The sequence below is a fragment of the Pseudoalteromonas sp. Z9A5 genome (assembly GCF_011378875.1).
Classification (GTDB): Bacteria; Pseudomonadota; Gammaproteobacteria; order Enterobacterales; family Alteromonadaceae; genus Pseudoalteromonas.
In genome coordinates this window covers 73,931-99,768 of record NZ_WTLC01000008.1, presented here as the reverse complement: position 1 = coordinate 99,768, position 25,838 = coordinate 73,931, and the positions used below count along the sequence as shown (strand labels likewise).

20 protein-coding genes are annotated in these 25,838 nt (G+C 38.2%); 12 read left to right on the top strand and 8 right to left on the bottom strand.

Features of this window, described 5'->3' with window-relative positions; translation table 11 throughout:
• Nucleotides 1-26: 26 nt before the first annotated feature.
• The 6 genes from glgC to GQR56_RS06275 are packed head-to-tail and all read right to left on the bottom strand — an operon-like array spanning nt 27 to nt 10,503.
• On the bottom strand, nt 27-1,328 hold the full coding sequence (gene glgC, locus GQR56_RS06300) for a glucose-1-phosphate adenylyltransferase (protein WP_024611360.1): 1,302 nt from the start codon (nt 1,326-1,328) through the stop codon (nt 27-29).
• A gap of 14 nt (nt 1,329-1,342) precedes the next feature.
• Entirely contained in the window at nt 1,343-3,880 is a 2,538-nt protein-coding gene (locus GQR56_RS06295) for a glycogen/starch/alpha-glucan phosphorylase (RefSeq protein ID WP_166109585.1), read from the bottom strand.
• A complete protein-coding gene (gene glgX / locus GQR56_RS06290; RefSeq protein WP_166109583.1) occupies nt 3,873-5,936 on the bottom strand; it encodes a glycogen debranching protein GlgX in 2,064 nt (687 codons plus the stop codon). The genes GQR56_RS06295 and glgX overlap by 8 nt, the downstream gene beginning before the upstream one ends.
• Nucleotides 5,929-8,199 carry a 1,4-alpha-glucan branching protein GlgB gene (gene glgB, locus GQR56_RS06285; RefSeq protein ID WP_166109581.1) on the bottom strand — a complete coding sequence of 757 codons (2,271 nt, stop codon included), beginning with the start codon at nt 8,197-8,199 and terminating at the stop codon, nt 5,929-5,931. Before glgB ends, glgX begins: the two co-directional genes overlap by 8 nt.
• A complete protein-coding gene (gene malQ, locus GQR56_RS06280; RefSeq protein WP_166109579.1) occupies nt 8,200-10,191 on the bottom strand; it encodes a 4-alpha-glucanotransferase in 1,992 nt (663 codons plus the stop codon). It abuts the gene before it with no gap.
• A gap of 9 nt (nt 10,192-10,200) precedes the next feature.
• Nucleotides 10,201-10,503: an isoamylase early set domain-containing protein gene (locus GQR56_RS06275; RefSeq protein WP_166109577.1), complete on the bottom strand. Its 303-nt coding sequence runs from the start codon at nt 10,501-10,503 to the stop codon at nt 10,201-10,203.
• A gap of 372 nt (nt 10,504-10,875) precedes the next feature.
• On the opposite strand from GQR56_RS06275, the gene GQR56_RS06270 reads away from it, so the two are divergent.
• Nucleotides 10,876-11,826, top strand: a complete 951-nt coding sequence (locus GQR56_RS06270) for a hypothetical protein (protein ID WP_166109575.1) — start codon at nt 10,876-10,878, stop codon at nt 11,824-11,826.
• Between the two features lie 219 nt (nt 11,827-12,045).
• Here GQR56_RS06270 and GQR56_RS06265 read toward each other — a convergent pair whose 3' ends face one another.
• Nucleotides 12,046-12,474 (bottom strand): Lrp/AsnC family transcriptional regulator, encoded by a 429-nt coding sequence (locus GQR56_RS06265; protein ID WP_166109573.1) that lies wholly within the window; start codon nt 12,472-12,474, stop codon nt 12,046-12,048.
• Between the two features lie 194 nt (nt 12,475-12,668).
• Here GQR56_RS06265 and GQR56_RS06260 point away from each other — a divergent pair, with 194 nt between their 5' ends.
• Genes GQR56_RS06260 through GQR56_RS06245 form a run of 4 tightly spaced genes read left to right on the top strand, consistent with a single transcriptional unit; the run spans nt 12,669 to nt 17,281 of the window.
• The gene (locus tag GQR56_RS06260) at nt 12,669-13,874 is read left to right on the top strand and encodes an aspartate aminotransferase family protein (RefSeq protein WP_166109571.1); all 1,206 of its coding nucleotides are present in this window, start codon (nt 12,669-12,671) and stop codon (nt 13,872-13,874) included.
• A 50-nt stretch (nt 13,875-13,924) separates the two neighbouring features.
• On the top strand, nt 13,925-14,959 hold the full coding sequence (gene astA, locus GQR56_RS06255) for an arginine N-succinyltransferase (protein ID WP_007580762.1): 1,035 nt from the start codon (nt 13,925-13,927) through the stop codon (nt 14,957-14,959).
• A gap of 7 nt (nt 14,960-14,966) precedes the next feature.
• On the top strand, nt 14,967-16,433 hold the full coding sequence (astD, locus tag GQR56_RS06250) for a succinylglutamate-semialdehyde dehydrogenase (RefSeq protein WP_166109569.1): 1,467 nt from the start codon (nt 14,967-14,969) through the stop codon (nt 16,431-16,433).
• Nucleotides 16,434-16,477: 44 nt separating this feature from the next.
• The gene (locus GQR56_RS06245; protein WP_166109567.1) at nt 16,478-17,281 is read left to right on the top strand and encodes a DUF1338 domain-containing protein; all 804 of its coding nucleotides are present in this window, start codon (nt 16,478-16,480) and stop codon (nt 17,279-17,281) included.
• Between the two features lie 70 nt (nt 17,282-17,351).
• Here GQR56_RS06245 and GQR56_RS06240 read toward each other — a convergent pair whose 3' ends face one another.
• Nucleotides 17,352-18,632, bottom strand: a complete 1,281-nt coding sequence (locus tag GQR56_RS06240) for a flavohemoglobin expression-modulating QEGLA motif protein (protein ID WP_024611372.1) — start codon at nt 18,630-18,632, stop codon at nt 17,352-17,354.
• 146 nt (nt 18,633-18,778) lie between these two features.
• Here GQR56_RS06240 and GQR56_RS06235 point away from each other — a divergent pair, with 146 nt between their 5' ends.
• The 7 genes from GQR56_RS06235 to GQR56_RS06205 all read left to right on the top strand — a co-directional run bounded on the left by GQR56_RS06235 (nt 18,779) and on the right by GQR56_RS06205 (nt 25,604).
• On the top strand, nt 18,779-19,036 hold the full coding sequence (locus tag GQR56_RS06235) for a DUF3081 domain-containing protein (RefSeq protein WP_002958616.1): 258 nt from the start codon (nt 18,779-18,781) through the stop codon (nt 19,034-19,036).
• A complete protein-coding gene (locus GQR56_RS06230; protein WP_024611374.1) occupies nt 19,036-19,347 on the top strand; it encodes a hypothetical protein in 312 nt (103 codons plus the stop codon). The genes GQR56_RS06235 and GQR56_RS06230 overlap by 1 nt, the downstream gene beginning before the upstream one ends.
• A gap of 451 nt (nt 19,348-19,798) precedes the next feature.
• On the top strand, nt 19,799-20,374 hold the full coding sequence (gene betI / locus GQR56_RS06225) for a transcriptional regulator BetI (protein WP_024611375.1): 576 nt from the start codon (nt 19,799-19,801) through the stop codon (nt 20,372-20,374).
• Between the two features lies 1 nt (nt 20,375).
• Nucleotides 20,376-21,839: a betaine-aldehyde dehydrogenase gene (betB, locus tag GQR56_RS06220; RefSeq protein ID WP_024611376.1), complete on the top strand. Its 1,464-nt coding sequence runs from the start codon at nt 20,376-20,378 to the stop codon at nt 21,837-21,839.
• Between the two features lie 11 nt (nt 21,840-21,850).
• Nucleotides 21,851-23,518: a choline dehydrogenase gene (gene betA / locus GQR56_RS06215; RefSeq protein ID WP_024611377.1), complete on the top strand. Its 1,668-nt coding sequence runs from the start codon at nt 21,851-21,853 to the stop codon at nt 23,516-23,518.
• Nucleotides 23,519-23,675: 157 nt separating this feature from the next.
• Nucleotides 23,676-24,893: a BCCT family transporter gene (locus tag GQR56_RS06210; protein ID WP_166109565.1), complete on the top strand. Its 1,218-nt coding sequence runs from the start codon at nt 23,676-23,678 to the stop codon at nt 24,891-24,893.
• Between the two features lie 9 nt (nt 24,894-24,902).
• Nucleotides 24,903-25,604 (top strand): TorF family putative porin, encoded by a 702-nt coding sequence (locus tag GQR56_RS06205; RefSeq protein WP_024611379.1) that lies wholly within the window; start codon nt 24,903-24,905, stop codon nt 25,602-25,604.
• Nucleotides 25,605-25,838 lie beyond the last annotated feature (234 nt).

The following is a 25,838-nucleotide window of genomic DNA, read 5'->3' as shown; positions in this document are numbered from 1 at the left end:
GCCGTGCTTATTTTTTAGCTTATTGTTTAAGCTAGCTTTTTATTCTCACGCGATTGACGTTCTAGCTTTTTAGCAAGCTCGATGAGCATATCACGGGTAACAAGTACTATGCCTTTTTTAGATACTCTAAAGCCATTTTCTTGATCTGCTTGGCGGTCGTAACCTATTTCAAGCCCTGCTGGTATTTCACAGCTTCTATCTATTATAGCGCGCTTGATTTTGCAACCTCGGTTTATAACAGCACCTGGTAAAATAACTGACTGCTCTATAGTACAAAAAGAACGTACATGTACGTTAGAAAACAATAATGACTTTCTAACTAACGAACCCGAAACAATACACCCACCAGATACAGTAGAGTCAACAGCCATACCACGTCTATCGTCATCATCAAAAATAAATTTAGCTGGTGGCAGTTGTTCTTGGTAAGTCCAAATTGGCCATCGTGGGTCGTATAAATCAAGCTGAGGTTCTGGCATTACTAATTCCATATTCGCTTCCCAAAACGAATCTAGCGTTCCGACATCACGCCAATAAGGTTGCCCTTCTTGCTCTGGATCTCTAAATGGGAATGCAAACACATTATGCTCTTCAATAATGGCTGGAATAATATCGTGCCCAAAGTCACGACCTGAACCTTCAGTTTCGGCATCTTTTTTAAGTTGTTCAAATAAAAACTCTGTATTAAATACATAGTTTCCCATTGAAGCTAAACATATACCTGGCTTTCCTGGTACTGAGCTTGGGATTGCCGGCTTTTCGTCAAAACGTCGAACGCGGCTTTCTTCATCTACGGTCATAACACCAAAAGTATCAGCGGCCTCTTCTACTGGCACTTCTAAACAACATACCGTCATATCAGCACCATTTTCGACATGTTTAGCTAATAAAGCACCATAATCCATTCTATAAACATGATCACCTGACAAAATCATCACATACTTAGGTAACTCATGACGAATAATATCTATATTTTGAAAAACCGCATCGGCTGTCCCACAATACCAATCATCACCTTGACGCTGTGAAGCAGGTAATATTTCAACCGACTCACCCAACTCCTTTTTAAAATGCCCCCATGCTCTATTTACATGACGTATAAGCGAGTGAGATTTGTATTGTGTAGCAATACCCACGCGCCTTACACCTGAGTTAATACAGTTTGATAACGGAAAGTCGATAATTCGATGTTTACCACCAAAATATACTGCAGGTTTTGCACGCCAATCTGTTAATTCGTGTAATCGTGAACCACGACCACCAGCAAGTATTAACGCATAAGTTTCTCTTGTTAGGCTACTTATGTAGCGGTTTTCATAATTAGGCATAATACTCTCTCCATTTAGTCTAGGCTTTTAGTGGCATGGCTTTTAGTTGTCGTTAAGTCTGTTTCACTAATATTGAGTGGTTCTAAGTGCCAAATATCGTCACTGTATTGGCTTATAGTTCTATCACTTGAAAACATCCCACTTGCGGCTGTATTCAAAATACTCATTTGTGTCCAATAAGTTTGATCTGCGTAAGCTTTATCAACCTCTTTTTGGGCTGCCACATAACTTTCAAAATCGTGCGCTACAAGCCATGGATCGTGTGGGCTCTTAATTGCATTTGTTATATCGTCAAATAAGCATGGTTCGAATAAGTTAAAATGGCCGCTTTCGAGTAGTTGCATTACATTATTTAAATCACTATTTTGAGCAATTAAGTGCTCTGGATTGTAGCGCGATTTAATATCGTCGATTTGATGTGCTTCTGCGCCAAACAAAAAGAAGTTATCAGCGCCTACAGCATCTCTAATTTCTATGTTTGCCCCATCAAGCGTACCAATGGTCAGGGCTCCATTCATCATGAACTTCATGTTACCTGTGCCCGAAGCTTCTTTACCCGCTGTTGAAACTTGCTCTGATAAATCGGTTGCAGGGCAAATAACTTCCATAGCAGTTACATTATAATTAGGTAAAAATGCAACACGTAAATAAGGTGCAGCAAGCGGATCTTTATTAATAACCTCGGCTACATTATTAATTAACTTAATAATTTTTTTAGCCATGTAATAGCCTGGTGCTGCTTTACCACCTAAAAGTACACAACGTGGCACTAGCCCTTTTGTATCGCCACGGCGAATACGGTCGTATAAATGAATTACATGCAACACGTTTAATAACTGGCGTTTATATTCGTGAATACGTTTTACCTGTACGTCAAACATCATCGACACATCAAACTCGATACCACACCGTGCTTTAACTAAATCAACTAAGCGTTGTTTGTTTTCACGTTTAGCAGATTGCCACTGTGCATGAAATGCTTTGTCATCAAAAAAACGTCGTAGTTGGCTAATTTGAGCAAAATCACCCACCCAATCATTACCAATTTTATCGCCAATAAGTTTACTTAAAATAGGGTTACAATGTGCAAGCCAACGACGTGGTGTTACACCATTTGTTTTGTTATTAAATTTATCAGGCCATAATGCGTAAAATTCTTTAAACAAACCTGCTTTTAATAACTCGGTATGCAATGCTGCTACGCCATTTACAGAATAGCTGCCTACTATAGCTAAATACGCCATGCGTATTTGTGGCTCATCGCCTTCTTCAATAAGTGACAACGCACGCTGTTTATTTACATCCCCAGGCCAATGTTGTGCAACTTGTGCTAAAAAGCGGGCATTTATTTCGTAAACTATTTCTAAAATACGCGGTAATAGTTTTGAAAATAACGATACAGACCATTTTTCGAGTGCTTCGGGTAATAATGTATGGTTTGTGTATGCCATTGTTTTGGTCGTTATTTGCCAAGCATCATCCCAATCAAGTTCGTAATCATCAATTAAAATACGCATAAGCTCAGCAACAGCAATGCTTGGGTGCGTATCATTTAACTGAAAAACATGAAAATCAGAAAAATCGCTGAAGCTCTCGCCATGTTGTGCAACCCATTGATCAACTATGTCTTGAATACTCGCAGATGATAAAAAGTATTGCTGGCGTAACCTAAGCTCTTTACCATTTTCGCTGCTATCATTTGGGTAAAGCACCATCGTTATTTGCTCAGCCAGGTTTTTTTGCGCAACCGCTTCTGAATAACTACCTGCGTTAAACTCTGTTAAGTTAAATTCATCTGTCGCCTCTGACTTCCACAAACGCAGTGTATTAACAATATTGTTTTTATATCCAGGAATTGGAACATCGTAAGGCACTGCTAATACATCGTGTGAGCTCATCCATTGACGATGCTCACGACCATACTTATCAGTATAGCTTTGCACGTAACCACCAAATTTAACGCGTTTAGCATGCTCTGGGGCGCTAAGCTCCCACGGATGCCCTTCACGTAACCAGTTATCTGGTTGCTCAATTTGATTCCCATCTTTTATAGATTGGTTAAACATACCGTATTCATAACGTAAGCCATAACCAATAACGGGTAATGCTAAACTTGCACAACTATCTAAAAAGCATGCTGCTAAACGCCCAAGTCCACCATTACCAAGACCAGCATCGTGCTCTGCATCTTCTAATGTTTCTATTGTTGTACAATATTCTTGTAACGCAGCCGCTACTTGGTCGTCTAAATCTAGGTTTAATATTGCATTGCCAAGTGCACGACCCATTAAAAACTCTAGAGATAAATAAGCTGTTTTTCGGCGCTTTTCTTGTTTAATTTGCTGATTAGTTTCTCTGCATCGTGCAACGAGCCGATCGCGAATAGTCAGTGCTAAAGCGTGGTATAAATATAACCTTGATTCGCCAACCTTATCGCGCCCAAGTGTGTAATAAAAATGCCGTGTTAAGTCGTCCTTTAGCGTGTTTTCATCAATAACTGGACCTTCTTGCCAACCCTTTACTACACACACTTGTTCATCTTGTTTAGCCATGACCTACTTCCTCTAAGTTTGCACTGAATACCCAGCTACTTTGTGCAGAAATTTCAACCATCGCATCGTTGTTACTACTCACAGATGCATTATTTACACTTGATAAAACCATTTGCCAAGGCGCGCTAATTGGTGACGGCGGCAATTGACACAAAACTGTTTTGTTACTTGCGTTAAAAACGATTAATAGCGCGTGTTTATTTTGCTTATCTAGTAAGCTATACATTAAAAACTGCCTAGCATCTTCATGCCAATGTTCATCAGTCATGGTAGTACCTTTTTCGGTAAACCATTTAACGGTAAAGCGCTCGTCTATATCATCTAAAAACACACTATGTTTAAACGCGCTATGGGCACGTCTAATTTTTAGAGCATCGTCTATAAAACGAGTTAAAGCGTGGTTTAATTGCGAATCCTTCCATGCAAGCCAACTAGTACGATTATTTTGGCAATAAGCATTGTTATTTCCACCTTGAGAATGCGCCATTTCACTTCCAGCCGAGAGCATTGGCACGCCTTTGGATAGAATAAGCGTGAGCAGAAAGTTTTTTTGCTGCTGCAGGCGAAGTGCTGTTATTTTAGGATCGTTAGTAAACCCTTCTACACCACAGTTAAAAGAATGGTTGCCACTGTGACCATCACGATTTTGTTCACCATTTGCCTCATTATGTTTTTCTTCGTAACTCACTAAATCGGCAAGCGTAAAACCATCATGACTCGTTATAAAGTTAATACTATTTAGCGGACCTCGTTCACTGTGCTCAAAAATATCAAACGAGCCATGCAAACGCTTAGCTACGTTAGCAATAATACCTTGTTCACTTTTCCAAAAGCGTTTTATTACATCACGATACTGATCGTTCCATTCTCGCCAAGGCGAAGGAAAAGCGCCTAATTGATAACCGCCAGGCCCTATATCCCATGGTTCACTAATTAGTTTAACTTTGTTTAAAATTGGATCTTGAGCAACCGCTTGTAAAAAGGTGTGAGACGCACTAAACCCTGATTGCGAACGACCTAAAATAGTTGCTAAATCAAACCTAAAACCATCAACCCCCATTACTTCAACCCAGTAACGTAAACTGTCGAGCACAAGTTGCAGCGTTTTAGGGTGATCGATATTAATTGTATTGCCACAGCCTGTATCGTTTATATAAACATTTGGCTTATCTGTTACTGTGCGGTAATACGCTAAATTATCAAAGCCTCTTAGCGATAAAATAGGACCATCAGTGCCCGCTTCTGCGGTATGGTTATAAACAACGTCTAAAATTACTTCTATGTCTGCATCATGAAGTTCTTTAACCATTTGTTTAAATTCGTTTATATCGTCGTTTATCAAATAGTCTTTGTGCGGAGTAAAAAAGTTAAGCGTGTTATATCCCCAATAATTTTGCAGCCCCTTGCCAGTCAAAAATTGCTCACTAATAAATGCATGCACCGGTAATAATTCAACAGCAGTAACACCAAAGCTATGTAAGTGCTCAATAAAAGTAGGATGACTCAAACCTAAAAACTTACCTTGTAGCGATTTAGGTATTTTAGGGTGGCGACACGTTGTGCCTTTAACATGGCATTCGTAAATAACAGTATTAGACCATCTGTGGTTTGGTTTTTTATGAGCATATAATGTAGGCGCCGCTACTTTAGATTTTGGTATATCAATGGCATTATTTACATTACTTTTAGTGCCTATTGGCATTTGTCCGTAATGGCGTTCACTCCAAGTAAACTCGCCAAATAAGTCTTTAGCGTATGGGTCTATGAGCAGTTTATTTTCGTTAAATAATAACCCTTTTTGAGGGTTATATTCTCCTTCAACTCTAAAACCATATAGCGCACCAGCATTTAAAGGCGCTATATGAATACTCCAAATACCACCTTCATTAATGTTCATCGCCATTTTTAATATTTCAGAATGACCACTTTTATCAAATAAACACACATAAGCTTGCGTAGCCTTTGGTGCATATAGCGCAAAGTTAACGCCGTTACTTTTAACGCTTGAACCTAACGGTTCAACATGACCATGAGTTGCTTCAAATTGATTACTCATCATCGACCTTATGTAAATAAATAGTAGTTAATCCGCCAATGGCTATATTAATGCTTTGATCAAAACCATGACTTGGAATATTTGACGCTTCAATAAGTTGGGAAGAGTTTTGGGTAACCTCTATTCCCGATCCAAAGAACAATGTTTGGTCTGTGTTTAAAATAACGTTATAACGACCTTTAGCTGGCACACCTATTACGTAACTTTGATACGACATTGGCGTAAAGTTAGCAATAACAACAATAAAGTCGTGGGCATTTTTAGCAAAGCGAACAAAGCTTAATATGCTTTGTTCATTATTATTATTGTCTATCCAATTAAACCCTGCAGCACTCGTATCTAGTTCGTATAGTGCGGGCTGGTTTTTATAAACTAAATTAAGTTGTTTAATTGTTTGTTGAATCCCGCTGTGACTTTGATGATCCAGTAAATGCCAATCAATAGAATGATCGTGCCCCCACTCTTTACGCTGAGCAATTTCGCAGCCCATAAACAATAACTTTTTACCCGGGTGAGCCCACATAAAAGCGTAATAAGCACGCAAGTTTGCAAACTTCTGCCAATCATCGCCTGGCATTTTTTCAATTAAAGACCCTTTACCATGAACAACTTCATCGTGGCTCAGTGGCAAAATATAATTTTCACTGAATGCATACACCATCGAAAATGTTATTTCGTGATGATGATGCTTTTTATAAAGTGGGTCGTGTTGCATGTAACGTAAACTGTCATTCATCCATCCCATATTCCACTTATAACCGAAGCCTAAACCATTATGATCAACACTTTGCGTAACACCCGGCCATGCTGTTGACTCCTCAGCCACCATCATTATTCCGGGGTTATTTTTGTAACTGCGTAAATTAACCTGCTTTAAACATTCAATAGCGCCGAGGTTTTCACGACCTCCATAGCAATTAGCAACCCATTCACCTTCTTTTCGGCTGTAATCTAAATACAACATTGACGCCACAGCATCTACTCGTAAACCATCAAGTCCAAATTGGTGTAACCAATACATAGCATTAGAAATTAAAAAGCTTTTAACCTCTGGGCGATCATAGTTGTAAATATAAGTATTCCAATCGGGATGAAAGCCTTGGCGCATGTCAGCATGTTCATATAAATGAGTGCCATCAAATCGGTGTAAACCATGCGGATCACTAGGGAAGTGACCTGGCACCCAATCAAGTAAAATACCTAAATTAGCTTTATGACACTGCTCTACAAAATATTTGAAGCTACTGTAGTCACCAAAACGACTCGTTGGCGCAAATAAACCAACTGGCTGATACCCCCACGAGCCATCAAAAGGGTATTCACTTATAGGCATAAGCTGTAAATGCGTAAAATTCATTTCAAGCGCATAGTTAACTAGCTTGTCTGCAAGCTCTGTATAGCTTAAATAACGATTGTTTTCGGCGCGTTGCCACGAACCTAAATGTACTTCATAAATACTAATTGGCGCATCAATATGGTTACGTTTTTGTCTGTTTTGTAGAGCGTATTCATCTAGTTTTATAGGTTCTGGTTTATATTGCAATACACTTGCAGTACCGGGTGCTTGCTGCATTTTAAAGGCAAAAGGGTCTGCTTTTTCAAGTACTTCTCCACTTTGAGCTGTAATCGAAAATTTATAGCACATGTCGGCTTTAAGGCCTGGTATAAATAATTCCCATACACCACTCGCTGGATGAAAACGCATAAAATGACGATTAGTTTGCCAATAATTAAACTCACCAATAATAGACACACTTGCTGCATTGGGCGCCCATACACAAAAACGTACCCCATCAACATTTTGCTGCGTTGAAAAGTGTGCGCCAAAATGAGAGTAAGCATGCTCTAAACTGCCCTCATTAAATAAATACATAGCATCTGTATCAAGCGCGCTGTCAAAGCTATATTCATCATCAAAAGTAATTAGCGCATCTTCGTATTTAACTTCGCATTGATACGGCAATACGGGTAATTCACTTAAACAAGCAATAAACAAATCACTTTGTTTGTAACGTTCCGTTTTTATAAGTTGGTTATTAATTGTTACATTAACGCTAAGCGCTTTAGGTAAATATAAACGTATTTCAACACCGTTACCTTTTACTTTGTGCGCGCCTAAAAAACTAAATGGATCCTTAAAACGCCCTATATTTAAAGCGCTTACTTGCGCGTCGTAATCGGTTCCTTGTTTAGAGGTGTCTAATTTAGCGTTTTCTACTTTTTCGTTATTTGTTTTTAAATTATTGGTAATAGAACTGCTCATTTAATCTTTCCTTATAGAATCGATAGCAGCTAATAGCGATGCATTTTTACTAAAAATCTCTTCGCATGTGTGCGTTAATACACGACGCCAATTAGGATATTCTGTATCTGTACCAGGAATATTTACAGGGTACTGCTGCTCATCTAAATCATCTATTTGTAGCGCAAACAAGCGCGACTGTGAACGTGCCAAACATATGCCTAACGCGCTATACACATCTATCGCATTACTTTGCAGTGTGAGTTGTTTATTTTCAGTTTGATTAATAAAACGCAGTAAGCGTGCTTGTTCTTGTGCTCGTACTTCTGTTAGTTCTGCATGTTGTTGCTCATCTATTAGCGCATATTGTTGCTTTATATTTAAATCATCATGCTGCCACCAGCCAGTAAAAGGTGGAACATCATGATTAGCAATCATTAATAAGCAATGTGGTGCTAAGTTGTCCAACGATAAAAACTCACCATTATGCTGCTTTTCAAAATAGAACAAACTGTTAGAAAAAATACCGCTACTCGCCAACGCTTCTCTCACCTCAGGCGGAACTATGCCTAGGTCTTCACCTATAACAATGCTTTGATTTATATGAGATTCAATTTTTAAAATCGCGAGTAAATGCTCAAACGGGTAATAAACATAACAACCATCTTGTTGACTATTATTGTCAAAACACCACCATAAGCGCCGAATTGCCATTACATGATCAATTCTGAGCCCACCAACATTTTGCATATTGGCGCGAATAAGTGCGCGATAAAATTCATAATGATTATTGCTCAAGCTATGTGGATTAAGTGCAGGTAATCCCCAATTTTGACCCGCTTCTGCCCATGGATCTGGCGGTGCACCAACATTAGCACCTTGGCTAAATAAGGACTGTTGGCTTTTAAATTCTGCGCCATCACCAGCACAGCCAACAGCTAAGTCATTAATTAAACCTATTGCCATTCCTTTAACTTCACAATTTTGTTGGCACAGTGCTAATTGAGTATGAGCTTGCCATTGTAAGTAATAGTCAAATGATGGGTTAAGTGACTCAAGCGTATTTAATGTGCTTGTGTTTGTTTTACAAAAATCAGTAAATGCTTGTTGGCGCTCTTTACTTGCTGTTAATTCAAACTGATTATAGAGCGCTGTAAATAACGTGTACTTAATACGGCTTACTTTTTCATAATCTATAAACTGATCATTGCTTTGTGTAAGTGATACAACGTCATCACTTTGCATTAAAGTGCTCAGCTGTGCGTTATTATTAGCGTCTTCACATAAGTCGATTGATATATAGAGAGGATTTAAAAGTGCACGGCTATTGGGGCTATACGGGCTTGCTCGTTCTGGCATATTTGCAAACAATAAATGCAATGGATTAAGTAAAATATAATCCATATTTTGTTCACTACACAAATTTGTTAATGTAAATAAATCACTAAAATCACCGATACCAAGCTTAGCGTTATTTTTTAAGGTATATAACTGTATAGATAAACCCGTGCGTTTTTTATCTACGGTTTGATAAACTTGTTCAGGCACAAACCAGATTTGAGTATGAGATAAATTATCGCCTACCTGCACCGTCGCATCATAATAACCAGATGGCATATCGGGCAATAAAAGACTGAGCTCAACATAACGTACCCCATGTAAATTATATTCGCCTGTAACGGAATAATCATTAAGTGTATCGAATGTTAAATTACAATTAAGTGATTCAATATTTACATGGGCAGTAAAATGACGTTGGCGCTCATCAATGCGTATTTTTAACGTATTTTTAGGTGATTCAACCAAGCTAACACTTGGCACTAATTGTAACCAACCAGCGGCGTCTAGCTCATAGTTAAGATGTGCAACCTGATTGCTGTCTTCGGTGTTTACACCACAGCACTGCAAAGCACGCTTTCGCGTTTCTTCGCTAAAAAAAACCTGTTCACCAGTATATTTAGTGAATTCATAGCCAATACCATGCAGGTAAAACAACTGCGAAAGAGCGTCCATTACCCTACCTTAATTTATACGTTGCGTATTTACTATGCTGTTTTCTGTTCCAAATGTATTGCCAATATAACCATCAGCTTGATGGTCATTATCCCAAATATCGCCATTTATTAAGTAACGAAAATGAAATTGCTTATCAACGGGAAGTCGTTGCTTGTATTTAAACACACCTTGCTTTTTATTAAGTTTCATTGGCACAGGTTGCCAATCATTAAATTCACCTAATAAACAGACTTGCTCTGCTTCTGGGTGAGAAAATTCAAAAGTAACTTCAGCTTCATCTTTTGTTTTAAAAAAACGTTTATTCAACATAGCAGGCTCCAACTAAACCATAAAGGGTAATTAATCTTTGCCACAGGCCATACAACTAAACAAAAAGGCGATGTGGATTCCATTCAAAATCATTAAACATGTATAAGTTAAACAAAACTTTATTTACGCATTATTACAGTGCAGTAGTTTCTTTTAACGCACTCATTAAGTGCAATTTAATGCTCAATAGTGCGTTTTAAAAACCACCGTTATATAGAGCAATTTTTAAACCAACTAAATATAAAGCTGGTACTTATTTATTAAAGACACAATTAGCCTTAACTATAATACTAATTTTATAAAACGCTTTTGTTATATACTTTCATCAGCGATAATACACACATCTTAATACTCTGAAATATATATAATTTCATGTTGAAAAAAAGCATTTTTATTACTATAGCGCTCATTTTTATTATTATTACTAGCTTCATTGGATCTTCAATTTATACCCTTTATAGTAAAAAAGAAATATCAGTAGACCCTAAATTAAAAGAAATATCAGGCATCGAATTTGATAAGCATAAACGCTTGTGGGCTATTAACGACAGTGGCGACGATCCTAAGCTATACAGACTAAATAAAGACGGTTCAATTGCTAAAGAGATATTAGTAACTAATGCTAAAAATATTGACTGGGAAGACATGACTCAAAACAAATTTGGGCATTTCTTTTTAGGGGACTTTGGAAATAACAAAAACGATCGTAAATGGTTAACAATTTACAAAATAGAAAACCCAATCGATATAAAAACAAATACAACCGAAGCCGAAATAATAAAATTTACCTATCCAGAAATGGATGGCACACCTATTAAACCAAACAACCGTAATTTTGATTTAGAAGCTTTTGTAGCGCTAGGGCGTCACTTGTATCTATTTACTAAAAATCGTACTGAACCTTTTGATGGCATTACAAAAGTTTATAAAGTGGGAGATCATGCTGCCAATTTTAACGCCGAGCTCATCGACTCATTTAAAACCTGCACAACCATGGAAAAACTATGTTGGATAACATCAGCTGCATTAAGTCCTGATCGTAAAAAATTAGTATTACTCGATTCAACCAGTATTTGGCTATTCGAGAACTTTAAAGGCGACAAGTTTTTCTCAGGGGATGTATCAAGAATTGACTTAGGTATTGTTACGCAAAAAGAAGCCATTACTTTTTACGACGATAATACAATTGTATTTACTGATGAAGAATTTAATGGAATTGGCGGTAATGCCTATTTTATAAAGCTTGATAAAGCTAAAAAAATAGTCGTAAAAAGAGCGCTTCATCCAGAGAGCTCAGAAAAAAAGCAAATACAAACTAAATAATAACGGTAGAATTAATAAAAAAGTTATCATTATTAAACCGACTTATTTTTATTGATTACCAATCTTTAGCTAAGCTTTAAAACAACCGCTTGCAAAACAGAGCTTATAAAAACGTGCACAACTTAAATCTAGTATTAATCTTTATATAATATTAAATAATAGAACGTTTAATTATTAAAACGTTTCATAATGCTTATATTTTTAAAATACTATACAGCTTTAACGCTTGAATTTTGTTTCTAAAATAACAGAAGATGTTGTGCGCTCTACCCCATCAAGATTTCCAATATCATCGAGCAAGTGACTCAGCTTTTCTAAGTTTTGCGCTTGTACTACAGCAATTAAATCAAATTCACCACTTATGGCATACAGCTGTGAAATAGCATCAATTTGTTTTAATTCTAAATTAGTTTTTGTTGTTAGCTTTTGTCTTACCTTAATAGATACATGCGCCGACACCATTTTGCTTAAATAATCATCTCCATAATCTACGCTATACCCTTTAATTACACCGGTTTCCTCAAGCTTTAACATTCTACTTTGTACGGTAGAGCGCGAAAGATTGAGATGCCTTGCTAAGTCTGAAATACTCGCTCTAGCATTTGTTTTTAATATAGATAATAGCTTTTCGTCTTGTGGAGTTATCATAATGCACATTACTTTCGTTATTTTGCCTTTTATTCTAATCATTTTTCACAAAATAGCACTGCAAATTTAACCTCTAACGTTCGATAATGACACTCTATACAAAATAATATCAAGCTTGCTGAAGAATACAGGCTATATTCTTCTTTGTTTTAGCAACAATTCTTTTTAAACAGCCACAAAATTTAGGTGTAAAAATGCAAGTAACAAGAGACTTATTTAACGACGTAATGGTACCAAACTATAATCCATCAGCAATTATTCCAGTTCGTGGTGAAGGTTCGCGCGTTTGGGATCAAAATAATAACGAGTTTATCGATTTTGCTGGTGGTATTGCCGTTAACTGTTTGGGTCACTGTCATCCTGCATTAGTAAAAGCATTAAAAGAGCAAGGCGAAAAAATTTGGCATTTATCAAATGTTATGACCAATGAGCCAGCACTTCGTTTAGCTCAAAAAATGGTTGAAGCAACATTTGCTGATAAAGTTTACTTTGCAAACTCAGGCGCAGAAGCCAATGAAGCAGCGCTTAAGTTAGCTCGTCGTTATGCATTGGACGTATATGGCGCTGAAAAAACGCAAATAATTGCATTTAATAAAGGTTTCCATGGTCGAACATTTTTCACAGTCACTGTGGGCGGGCAAGCTGCTTATTCAGATGGCTTTGGTCCAAAACCAGCTGACATAGTACATTGTGATTTTAACGATATAGCGGCATTTGAAGCGCTGATCAGCGATAAAACATGTGCTGTTATGATGGAACCATTACAAGGTGAAGGCGGTATTATTTCACCAACAGATGAATTTGCTAAAAAAGTACGTGAACTTTGTACTAAACATAACGCGTTACTTATTTTTGATGAAGTACAAACGGGTGTTGGTCGCACAGGCGATTTATACGCTTATGAAGGTTTAGGTGTTGTTCCTGACATTTTAACAACGGCAAAAGCATTGGGTGGTGGTTTTCCAATTGGCGCTATGATCACTCGTACACCAATTGCTGAGCATTTAAAAATTGGTACTCACGGTTCTACTTATGGCGGAAACGCACTTGCTTGTGCTGTTGCTGAAGCGGCATTTGATACAGTAAATACACCAGACGTACTAAACGGTGTTAAAGAGCGCGAGCAATTATTCCGTGACGGATTAAACGCAATTAACGAAAAATACAACGTATTTAGCGAAGTACGTGGTAAAGGCTTATTAATTGGCGCAGTACTAAATGACAAATTTGAAGGACGTGCACGCGACTTTTTAGTAGCCAGTGCTAATAATGGTTTAATGAACCTTGTAGCTGGCATGAATGTAATTCGCTTTACACCGTCTTTAGTTATTCCGTTTGAAGATATTAAAGAAGGCTTAGCGCGCTTTGAAAAAGCCGTTAGCGATGTAGTAAACGGTTAATATAGTTTAAATTAGCACGCCTACAGGCGTGCTATTGGAGCAAGCAATAAATGCAAGTATTACGTCCTATTACTGCCAATGATTTTGACGCGCTTAAACAAATAGCGATTGAATCCGGTCATGGGTTTACCTCTTTACCTGTGGACGATGCACAGCTTAAAGAAAAAATTGAACGTGCTGAAAAAAGCTTTGCCAAAAACATTAACCAGCCACTTGATGAAAGCTATTTATTTGTTTTAGAAGACAGTGAAACAGGTGACGTTATTGGCACAACCGCTATAGAAGCTGCGGTAGGTTTATCGGTGCCTTTATATCATTATCATTTAGGTAAAACAGTACACCACTCGCCTACTTTAAATGTATATAACACCGTTGATATTTTAAGCATGTGTAACGACTACACAGGTTGCTCTGAAATATGCACATTATTTTTGCGCGAAAATAGCCGCAAAGGTTTAACGGGGCGATTTTTATCGCGTTCACGCTTTTTGTTTATGGCTCAGCATAGCGAGCGTTTTGCCGATACTGTTATCGCAGAAATGCGCGGTGTTAGCGACGAAGACGGCCATTCTCCTTTTTGGCAATGGCTGCAAGAGCACTTTTTTAGTATCGAATTTCCAGAGGCGGATCACTTAGTTGGCTTAGGCGATAAGGTATTTATTAGCGAGTTAATGCCTAAATACCCTATTTATGTGAACTTGCTTAGCAAAAAAGCCCAAGCAGTTATTGGGCATGTGCATGAAAAAACAAAACCTGCGCTAAAATTATTAGAAAAAGAAGGTTTTGAGCACAGAGGCTACGTTGACTTATTTGACGCAGGTCCAACGGTTGAAGCAAAGCTTGGTAATATTCGCAGCATTCGCGACTCTCAAGTTTGCCCTATTACTATTGGTGAGCTTGATCACATATCACAAAATAGCTCTGATACGCTGGCTGTATGTAATCAAGGCGTAAGTGGCTTTAGAGCAACATTTACCAAAGACGCACATTACAATCATGCAAAACATACCCTCGTCATTAGCCAAGATGTAGCTAAGGCGCTTAATTTAAGCCAAGGAGATGCAGCGCGATTTTTCCGCCTGTAAATTATTTATGAATACACACCTAATTAATAACCAGTGGCATGTGGGCCTTGGTCCAGCATTTGAGTCAATCAATCCAAGTAATGGCGATGTGGTATGGCAAGGTAATGGCGCAAACGCTGATCAAGTAGATTCAGCTATCAAAGCAGCCAGAGCTGCGCAATTACAATGGGCAGACAAGCCACTTGGAGAGCGTATAGCCATTCTTGAAAACTTCGCAGCACAATTAAAAGAACACAGTGAAGAATTTGCGACCATAATTGCACGCGAAACAGGTAAGCCATTATGGGAAACCCGCACCGAAGTGGGCGCAATGACAGGCAAAGTAGCTATTTCAGTTAAAGCGTATCATGAGCGTACTGGTACAACCGAAAACCCAATGCCCGGTGCTAAAGCGTTTATTAGACACAAACCGCATGGTGTTGTGGCTATTTTTGGCCCGTATAACTTTCCGGGACATTTACCAAACGGGCATATTGTTCCTGCAATTTTAGCAGGCAACACCGTGGTATTTAAGCCATCAGAACTGACGCCGCACGTTGCAGAATTTACGCTCTCACTTTGGCTAAAAGCGGGCTTACCAGCAGGTGTTATTAACCTTGTGCAAGGTGAAATTGAAACAGGTAAAGCACTTGCCTCTCATCAAGACATAGATGGCTTATTTTTTACTGGTAGCTCAAACACAGGTCACTTATTACATAAACAGTTTGCTGGACACCCCGGTAAGATTTTAGCGCTTGAAATGGGCGGTAATAACCCCCTTATTGTAAAAGATGTGAGTGATGTAAGCGCTGCTGTGCACGATATTATTCAATCAGGCTTTATTACCTCAGGTCAGCGCTGTACGTGTGCACGCCGCTTATTTATTGAAAAATCGCTCAATGGCGATGCTATTTTAGAAAAGCTAATAAGCGCGACTAAAAACATAGTTGTAGACGACAGCTTTGCTACAGTGCAGCCTTTTATGGGTGCAATGATAAGCGAAAAAGCAGCACTGGGTATGGTCGCTGCGCAAAGTGAATTAGTCTCAAAAGGCGCACAAATCCTTGTTGAACTTAAGCAATTAAAATCAGGCACCGGTTTTGTAAGCCCAGGCATTATTGATGTAACAAACATTACCGACATGCCCGATGAAGAACATTTTGGACCGCTAATTAAAGTGTATCGCTTTGATGACTTTGACAGCGCAATCATTGAAGCCAATAACACAAGCTTTGGCTTATCTGCAGGTTTACTAGCTGATAACGAAGATGATTACACTCACTTTTTAAAGCGCATTCGTGCAGGTATTGTTAACTGGAACCACCCTATTACGGGTGCCTCTAGCGCAGCTCCATTTGGCGGCATAGGCGCCAGTGGTAATCACAGAGCAAGTGCCTATTACGCCGCTGATTACTGTGCATACCCTGTAGCATCTGTTGAGTCAGACAAAGTGAGCTTACCGCAAACCCTAGCGCCAGGCTTGGTAATTGAATAAGCAATAAAACCAAAATTTTAGATTTAAGGATTTAAGGATTTAACATGCATACTGATGTAAACACATTATTTGAGAGTCTTTGGAAAAACTACTTAAACGTAACACCATCGGCAGACAAAATTCATGACCTTTTAGGGTCAACGCAAAAAGATGACATTATTAACGATCATATTGCGCTGCGTACATTTAATATCGAAAAAGTAGGTCTTGAAAAGCTCGCAGCTCATTTTTTAGCTATTGGTTACAAAGAATGTGGTGAGTACCATTTTGAAGCTAAAAAACTCTATGCAAAGCACTACGAGCATAGCGATCCGAATCAGCCAAAAGTATTTATTTCTGAGCTACTAGTAGAAAAATGCTCGCCAGAGTTACAAGCTATCGTAACCGACATGGTTGATAAAATTGATGAAAGTGCTGTTACTGCTGATAACTTTTTGTATTCAGGCACGCATTGGCAAGTAAGCACCGATACTTATAAGCAGCTGCTAGCTGAAAGCGAATATGCAGCGTGGATGTCGGCGTGGGGCTACCGCGCTAACCACTTTACTGTAAATATTAATACGCTTGCTAAGTTTGATAACATTGAAGATGTTAACCAAGCCCTTAAAGATGCTGGCTTTTCGCTCAATACATCAGGCGGCGAAGTTAAAGGCTCACCAGAGGTGTTACTAGAGCAATCGTCAACACTGGCTGATGAATATTCAGTGACCTTTAGTGACGGTGATATGAGTATTCCTAGCTGTTTTTATGAGTTTGCTATTCGTTATCCTAAAGCAGATGGCGAGCTTTATACTGGTTTTGTTGCAGCCTCAGCTGACAAAATATTTGAAAGCACTAACGCTCGATAGCAAAACCTAAAGTACTTTATTTTAAAAGCCCGTTATGGGCTTTTTTTATGTCGATAAGTATATTGATTAATTATAAAAATAGCGGCTTATAGTCGTTTTCTAACTTTTCAAACGATAAGTCACCAATAAAACGACCGAAGCTCAACCAGGTTGCCAAACCACGCAAATCTTTAAAGTGAGGTGGCACAAACTTAGGGCTTTCTATTACACCTAAATCATGCAGTTGAGATATTAATCTAAAGTCATCTATCGATATTTTACCCACGAGTAATAAAGGCAGTCTATCGATTCGACCTAACTGTATTGCTACGCGAATTAAGTTATATACCAGTACAAAGCCTTTAATGTAGGCAATATCTTTTGTAAAAGGCAGACCTGTTGGCGTACTGCCTCTAAATACACGCTGCGCTAGTGTGTAACTGTCATCTTTTGATAAACCTTGCGCTACATAGTCACGGTAAATATCTACAAATTCAGCACCGTCAATTACCTTTGTAACCGCTTGAATACGGTTAACTAATTTAGATAAGCGCCTTGGAGTCGATTTTAAAGTAATAATTTCGGTTAGTACCGCTAAGCCTTCTTGGGTAATAGTAGAGCTAGGCGTGCCTTTACTTAAACATGTTAAATACGGCTGAGCCAAACCATTTTGAGTTGTGCCTACATGTATCCACCCTTCGTGAACTTCTAAAATATCAAGTTCCCGCTGAGAAAACTTAACATCTTGATTTAGTTTTATATTATTAGCACCCGCTGCAGCATCACTGACAATGCCATCGCTAAGCATTACTTCTACATTTATACCCGTCATACTTGCATTAACTTGCTCAGACAAAATGCGCACAGCATCAACCGCATCAATGTTTTTTGGATCATCAGGCAGTATGTCTGCAACTAATAAGTTTTGTAATGGCTGCTCTAACATATTAGCTAGTTCAGATAGTGATGGCTCACCCGCATGAAATAAATCTTTAGGGTGACCAAATAACTCCACCGATAAGTCATGAAACTCAGGCGTGCCACGATATTCAAGCATACTTAATACCGTTTTATACTCGGTGCACATTTTTCCCATATATTGAGCAATCGGATTCAACTGCCCCAATTGATTAATAATGTTGCGGTGCAAAGTAGAAAACGCTTGGCGTAACTCGCTAGGTACAAATCCAAGATCGCGCTGTTGGTAATATGCGCGGTCTATAAGTGGATTTTTTTGACATTTTTGTCTAAAAAATTCCTCTTTAGTTTGCTTATCCCAATTAATAGCATCAAGTATTCTAATGGGTGTTTGCAGAGCAATTAATTGATCTGATAACTCTCGAGTTTTAAGTAGTAACGCCTTGTCTATCATGGTGTAAGCTCAAAAATAAATGAGTTTTGAGCATAATTTAAAAAAGCTAAATTACAAAGTAATATCACAATTTTTTAGCTATTGTTTTTAAGATGATCGACCCTCATATCTATATCGTATGAGTTACTAAAGGAAGGGCATAAAACATGAAAAACGAAATCGACAATAAACAGATTTTAGCCGTATATGAACGTATAATTCAAAAAGGTGAAATGACTGATGAAGGCAAGCATTATCAAGGTGTTACTGCTTATTCAGACGTAGATGGCTACACAGTATATCTACAAGGTAGCGGCGTTGAACTGCGCTTTGGTTTTCATAATACTTACCACCTTGACTACGAACATGAAAAGCATAAAGACGACTTTTTAAAAAAATTATATAACATTGCAAACGAGAGCTAATGCACCCACGAAAACGCAGACACCGCCCTACCAGTAAGCTCAATACTACTTTTATAAATCAAGTAGTAGAAGAGCTTAGAGCTAATCCTAGCAAAGTTTCTATTATTAAAAGCAATTTGGAGCAGTATCGCTCCCAAGCCCATTTAAAGCGTGGCTTTTTACTCGCCATAGAGCGCTTTGATTGGGTTTTTGAAGCAAGCGAAGATATTGATTTTATTTGCCAACAAATATTGGCTGATGACTATATAGGAAACAGATTAAGACGCTACCCTCTGCTTTTTAAAGGGTTAATAAATACAATAGATCATTAAATTGGCGTATTGCTTACATTTAGTTTTAACAGCAACTTTAGCTAGATGTGCATGGTCTAATTAGGTTGCTTTTAGCAATCATTCCTTCTTTCAAAGTTTATTAGTGTACTAAGTAATTGTTCCATTATTGACCCATTGTATTAAAATAATACTATTAGTACTCTAATCATTACCGTACTAACATTATTTTTAATCGTTTTATTAATGCGAACAAGTAAAGAATACGTTACAACCATCCCCCTCGTCAAAGCAAAGCCTAACCATTTGTTTTTTAATGAATTATAAGCACCTCCTTTAAGCACTAACTTTACGGGCTTTCGTGTGTTTTTGTTAATAATCTATCTACATTTTAGCATCTAGTAATTTACTTTAGCCTTGAATTATTAGAGCTATTACCTTAAGCTTATGTTTATTGAACGTTCAATTAATAATAATTATGCCTAAAGTTGGAATGGAACCTGTCAGGCGTCAGCAGTTAATTGACGCGACAATAGAGTCGGTTGCAATGCGTGGATTGCAAGGAACAACGATAAATAGCATTAGTAAAAATGCAGGTTTATCGTCTGGCATAATTAGTCATTATTTTGGTGGCAAACAAGGGCTCATTGAAGCCACTGTTAGATACCTACTCTCAAATCTTAATAAAGAGTTAATTGGGAAAGTTGATAGTAATACAAGCCCAGTACAGAGGTTGATGTTTATAGTTGAAGCCAACTTTGCACTTGTTCAGCAACGCGGTGACACCACTAGAACATGGTTGAGCTTTTGGGCTCAATCAATGCACGACCCTGAACTACACAGATTACAAAATGTAAACAGTAACCGCTTGCAAAGTAATTTAGCATTCTCTTTTAAGCAATTAATGCCTACAGAGCAAGCCAAACAAGCTGCTGAACTTAGCGCCGCAATGATCGATGGCCTATGGTTAAGAGCAGTACTTAGTAAATCAGATAATAACCAGTTTAAACACAGTGAAGATTTAGCAAAAAGCTATGTACATTCACTCATAAAGCAATATGGAGCCTAGCGTGACTACACCTGTCTATCAAAATTTTATTAACGGCCATTTCCTTGCAAACCAAAGCGGCAAAACATTTGATGTAACAAATCCGGCAACGGGTGAGGTTATTTACGCAGTAGAAATTGCTGATGAATTTATTCAAAACGCAGCTATTGAAAGCGCAAAACAAGGTTTTGCTCAATGGTCAGCAATGGCGCCAATTGAACGTAGTCGTATTTTATTAAAAGCCGTTGCTTTGTTACGCGAACGCAACGATGAGTTAGCACTAATAGAAGTACTCGATACTGGTAAACCAATGCAAGAAGCAAATTGTGTTGATATAGAAACTGGCGCTGATGTAATTGAATACTTTGCTGGTTTAGCTCCTGCACAAGTAGGCCAGCAACAAATGGTTGGCAACGATTTTTATTACACACGCAAAGAACCATTAGGTATATGTGCTGGTATTGGTGCATGGAACTACCCTTTGCAAATTGCATGTTGGAAGTCGGGCCCTGCTCTCGCTGCTGGTAATGCGTTTATATTCAAACCATCAGAGGAAACGCCACTAGGTGCACTAAAACTTGCAGAAGTATTTGTTGAAGCTGGTGTACCGGCTGGTGTGTTTAATATTGTTCAAGGTGCGGGCGATGTAGGTCAGTGGCTAACACAGCACAGTGAGATTGATAAGGTATCGTTCACTGGTGAAGTAGGCACAGGTAAAAAAGTAGTGGCAAGCGCTGCGGGTACTTTAAAAGATGTAACGATGGAACTTGGTGGTAAATCTCCGCTATTAGTTTTTGATGATGCCAATATTGAGCAAGCTGTTAGCGCTGCGATGTTAGGTAATTTTTATACGCAAGGCGAAATATGTACTAACTGTACACGTATTTACGTTCATAAAAATGTATATCAGCAGTTTATTGATGAGCTTAAAGCGCGCACTGAGAAAAACATTATTGCCGGTGACCCTCAAGATTTAAATACAAACTTTGGCGCACTTATCTCTAAAAAGCATCAAGATTTAGTAATGAGCTACGTTAATAAAGGCATCGAAGAAGGCGCAACGCTATTAACTGGTGGCACAACACTGTCTCCGGAATCTGCCCCTAATGGCTATTTTGTAGCACCGACTGTGTTTATTGATTGTAATGACGACATGACTATCGTTAAAGAAGAAATATTTGGTCCGGTAATGAGCGTGCTTGTTTTTGAAGACGAAGACGATGTTATTGCACGTGCTAACGGCACTCACCTTGGTTTAGCCGCAGGTGTATTTACTAGCGATATTAAACGCGCACACCGCGTTATACACCAATTACAAGCGGGTATTTGTTGGATTAATGCTTACGGTAACTCACCTGCTGAAATGCCAGTTGGCGGTTATAAGCAATCGGGTATTGGTCGTGAAAATGGCATAGAAACACTTGATCATTACACACAAACTAAGTCTATTTATGTTGGTATGACCGACATAGAAAGCCCATTTTAAGGCGCCCTACTATGAGTAATCATTACGACTATATTATTGTTGGTGCGGGTTCGGCTGGTTGTGTTTTAGCAAACCGTTTGTCTGAAGATTCAAGTAACCGTGTATTACTACTTGAAACTGGCGGTAGCGATAAAAGTATTTTTATAAAAATGCCAACCGCGTTATCTATTCCTATGAATAGTGACAAATATGCATGGCAGTTTCATACACAACCAGAACCTCATTTAGATAATCGGGAAATGCATTGTCCTCGCGGTAAAGTATTAGGCGGCTCGTCATCTATTAATGGCATGGTATATGTACGTGGCCACGCAAAAGATTTTGACGAATGGCAGCAACACGGTGCAAACGGTTGGGATTACCAATCATGTTTACCGTATTTTCAAAAAGCAGAAAGCTTTTACCTTGGTGAAAATACTTACCGTGGTGGCAAAGGCCCGCTTGGCGTTAATAACGGCAACGAAATGCAAAATCCACTTTATCGCACCTTTATAAAAGCAGGTGTTCAAGCGGGTTATGCTTCTACTGATGATTACAATGCTTCGCAGCAAGAGGGTTTTGGCCCGATGCACATGACCGTAAAAGACGGCGTGCGCAGCTCTGCTTCTCGTGAGTACTTAGACCCTGTTAAATCGCGTAGTAATTTAACTATTATTACTGGTGCACTAGCACAACGCGTGATTTTAGATGGTAAAAAAGCCACTGGCATTGAATACAAAGTAAATGGCGACGTTAAAACTGCACATGCTGCAAAAGACGTTATATTAAGTGCAGGCCCTATCGGCTCTCCACATATTTTACAACTCTCTGGTATTGGTGATACTCAAACGCTTGAAAAAGCAGGCGTTGAAGTACAGCATCATTTACCTGGTGTTGGTCAAAACTTACAAGATCATCTTGAGTTTTACTTTCAATACAAGTGTAAGCAACCTATTACACTCAATGGCAAGCTAGGTCTTATTTCAAAAGGTTTGATTGGAGCTCGTTGGTTATTAACGCGTTCAGGTTTAGGTGCAACGAATCATTTTGAATCGTGTGCGTTTATTCGCTCAAAACCAGGTGTTGAATGGCCTGATATTCAGTATCACTTTTTGCCAGCCGCTATGCGTTACGATGGCAGAAGTGCATTTGCTGGTCATGGTTTTCAGGTACATGTTGGTCATAACAAACCAAAAAGCCGTGGTAGTGTCACTATAGCTTCAGCTAACCCAGAGCAGCCACCAACCATTTTATTTAATTACCTTGAGCATCAAGACGATATTGAAGGCTTTAGAGCCTGTGTGCGCTTAACGCGCGATATAATTGAGCAAAATGCTTTTGATGAATACCGCGATGAAGAAATTCAACCAGGTAAACATATTCAAACAGATGAAGAAATAGATGCCTTTGTACGCCAAGCCGTAGAAAGCGCATACCACCCTTCTTGCTCGTGCAAAATGGGTGAAGACGATATGGCCGTTGTTAATTCTAATACCCAAGTACATGGTATTGAAGGACTACGTGTTGTTGACTCATCTATCTTCCCAACTGTTCCTAACGGAAACTTGAATGCGCCTACTATTATGGTTGCCGAAAAAGCAGCTGACATAATCTTAGGTAAAAACCCATTACAGAAATCGGATGTGAATGTTGCCATAAATTCTAATTGGCAAGAAACACAACGTAGTACGGAGATCTAACTTTAGCCACTCGCTTGGTTTAGTCTCGTCGGGCTAAACCAAAGGGCGCCTTGCAGTGGCACACGATGTAAATAGGTTACGTTGTGTTAATGCAAGAATAAAACAATAAAATACGGAGTGCTTATGAATTATTTTTATTCATTACTGGAGGGTAACAATGACTATTTGGCTTAATGCAGGCATCATTTTTACTTTACTAGCGGTTATTATTATCTTACTTAAATGGGGTAATGTTCGAGTAGTAGGTGTAACACCGGTAAAAACGTTTACTTTTATCGCTATACTATTTACGTCAGGCCTTGATGTAGGTCTTATAATGTTTCCTTTAACCGAGTTTGCAGGTTATGCAGACATAAAAGCAAGCCCAGAATACGCGTTTGCAAATCCACTGGCTATTGAGTTTGGCTACTGGGGATTTTTAATCTGGGGATTTTACTTTCTTACGTGCTTTTATTTCTGTGTAATAGAACCTAAAGTTAAATTTTTCGAAATTCCTTGGGTTAAATTTATCAATAATGTTGTAATTATTGGTACATGCGCATTCACCGCTTATTTATTATTGAACAATTTATCTTGGTATTTACCTGGATTGGCTGATGATTCAAGTGTAGCTCCTGAGTTTTATCTAATCGTATTCGCTGCTATTTGTTTTGCTGTGTACTCGAGTACAGATATTAAATATGTTCGTATTTTAAGTATTTCTACTACGTGGCTGTTTTTAGCATTGATTGCCTTTATGTGGGTTGGCGCTTTTGCAATGGGCGACAATGAGATGTCAGCATTTACAGATAACCTAGGATCAATCGGAACGTATTTCGCTAATATTAATGAATTTGTTTTACCGCTTAATGACTATCATGAGTTTTATTTATTCTGGTGGTTCGCATGGAGCATAATGATTGGTCAATTTACATCACGTTTTGTCGGGGGTCTTAAAACATACCAAGTACTTGGTGCAATGTTAATCTTTCCTTCAATTCCAATTGCAATCTGGTTTAGCGTGTTATACCAATACCACGAAGCAGGCATTTCGACTCAGGGTATTAAAAACTTTGCGATGGTGTTTGTAGGTATTGTATTTGTAATTAACTCACTTGATTCGTTAGTGCGCTTATATACAGATAACCTTAATTTAACTGTAAAACGTTTTGGTAAAACAAAGTACATGGCGATGAACGTTATTGCCCTATCGTTATTGACGCTATTATTTAAATTAGAATTTTTACAAATTCAATGGGTAGGTGCATTAGTAATTGGTTTGTTCTTTATTTGTGCCGCATTTATTGGCTATAACAAATTTAAAACAGTAACTAATATTGATAGCTCACCAAAAGAAAATAAAATTGATTACACAAAAATAGACACTGTACACTAGGGATAAACAATGAATAACAAACTAAAACAACTTGTAGTAGCACTACCATTTGCACTTTTATCAACAACCGCAGCAGCTGATTGGTCAACAACAATCACAGCAGCGTCTGATTATACGTTTAACGGTGTAAGCCAAACGGATAGCGACCCAGCAATTCAAGGCAGCTTAGACTATGCTTTTGATAGCGGCGTATATGCTGGCGTATGGGCTTCAAATGTTGATTTTGGTGATGACACTGATTTTGAACTTGATGCTTATGTAGGTAAATATGTACAACTAAATGAGCAATTTAGTGCAGATTACGGTATCGCTTATTATACTTACCAAGGTAACAACAGCGATTTTAATTACGCAGAAACATACACTAAATTTGGTTATGCGAGTGAGTATGGTCAAACTGAACTTAACTTTTGGTACAGCTGGGACTACTTTGGAACCGGTGCGGGTCATGTAATATCAATGATTGCACACACGTACGAGCTAGCACCAAACCACGCTCTACGTGCCAGCTTTGATATATCAAACTCACTTGATGGCGACAAATGGGAGTGGGATGTAAACCAGAAAAAATCATACAGACATTACCGCCTAGCTTATCAAACTAGTTACGAAGGTTTTAATATTGAAGTAGCGGCTGAAGATACCAGCTTAGATTACGATTATTCTGATGAGCGTATTGTTTTAGCTATTTCACGTACATTTGATTTATAAGTAATACTCATTTAAAAGAGCCACTTTTGTGGCTCTTTTTTATATTTTATTTACACCTTCACCAATTAATATTATGAGAATAACAACTACACCCCTTATCTTTAAGTAAAAAGCACACGTAATTTACACAATGTTATCCACTCTACTTAACTTCTATTCATTAAAATTTTAAACAACATTTAATAAAGAATGACCTACTCTAAATTTTTAGCTGCAATTGTTACCTTAGTTCAT

Bases quoted from the DNA above. Each gene is read 5' to 3' on its own strand.
- glgC (WP_024611360.1), bottom strand. From the start codon at position 1,328: ATGCCTAATTATGAAAACCGCTACATAAGTAGCCTAACAAGAGAAACT.
- GQR56_RS06295 (WP_166109585.1), bottom strand. From the start codon at position 3,880: ATGGCTAAACAAGATGAACAAGTGTGTGTAGTAAAGGGTTGGCAAGAA.
- glgX (WP_166109583.1), bottom strand. From the start codon at position 5,936: ATGAGTAATCAATTTGAAGCAACTCATGGTCATGTTGAACCGTTAGGT.
- glgB (WP_166109581.1), bottom strand. From the start codon at position 8,199: ATGAGCAGTTCTATTACCAATAATTTAAAAACAAATAACGAAAAAGTA.
- malQ (WP_166109579.1), bottom strand. From the start codon at position 10,191: ATGGACGCTCTTTCGCAGTTGTTTTACCTGCATGGTATTGGCTATGAA.
- GQR56_RS06275 (WP_166109577.1), bottom strand. From the start codon at position 10,503: ATGTTGAATAAACGTTTTTTTAAAACAAAAGATGAAGCTGAAGTTACT.
- GQR56_RS06270 (WP_166109575.1), top strand. From the start codon at position 10,876: ATGTTGAAAAAAAGCATTTTTATTACTATAGCGCTCATTTTTATTATT.
- GQR56_RS06265 (WP_166109573.1), bottom strand. From the start codon at position 12,474: ATGATAACTCCACAAGACGAAAAGCTATTATCTATATTAAAAACAAAT.
- GQR56_RS06260 (WP_166109571.1), top strand. From the start codon at position 12,669: ATGCAAGTAACAAGAGACTTATTTAACGACGTAATGGTACCAAACTAT.
- astA (WP_007580762.1), top strand. From the start codon at position 13,925: ATGCAAGTATTACGTCCTATTACTGCCAATGATTTTGACGCGCTTAAA.
- astD (WP_166109569.1), top strand. From the start codon at position 14,967: ATGAATACACACCTAATTAATAACCAGTGGCATGTGGGCCTTGGTCCA.
- GQR56_RS06245 (WP_166109567.1), top strand. From the start codon at position 16,478: ATGCATACTGATGTAAACACATTATTTGAGAGTCTTTGGAAAAACTAC.
- GQR56_RS06240 (WP_024611372.1), bottom strand. From the start codon at position 18,632: ATGATAGACAAGGCGTTACTACTTAAAACTCGAGAGTTATCAGATCAA.
- GQR56_RS06235 (WP_002958616.1), top strand. From the start codon at position 18,779: ATGAAAAACGAAATCGACAATAAACAGATTTTAGCCGTATATGAACGT.
- GQR56_RS06230 (WP_024611374.1), top strand. From the start codon at position 19,036: ATGCACCCACGAAAACGCAGACACCGCCCTACCAGTAAGCTCAATACT.
- betI (WP_024611375.1), top strand. From the start codon at position 19,799: ATGGAACCTGTCAGGCGTCAGCAGTTAATTGACGCGACAATAGAGTCG.
- betA (WP_024611377.1), top strand. From the start codon at position 21,851: ATGAGTAATCATTACGACTATATTATTGTTGGTGCGGGTTCGGCTGGT.
- GQR56_RS06210 (WP_166109565.1), top strand. From the start codon at position 23,676: ATGACTATTTGGCTTAATGCAGGCATCATTTTTACTTTACTAGCGGTT.
- GQR56_RS06205 (WP_024611379.1), top strand. From the start codon at position 24,903: ATGAATAACAAACTAAAACAACTTGTAGTAGCACTACCATTTGCACTT.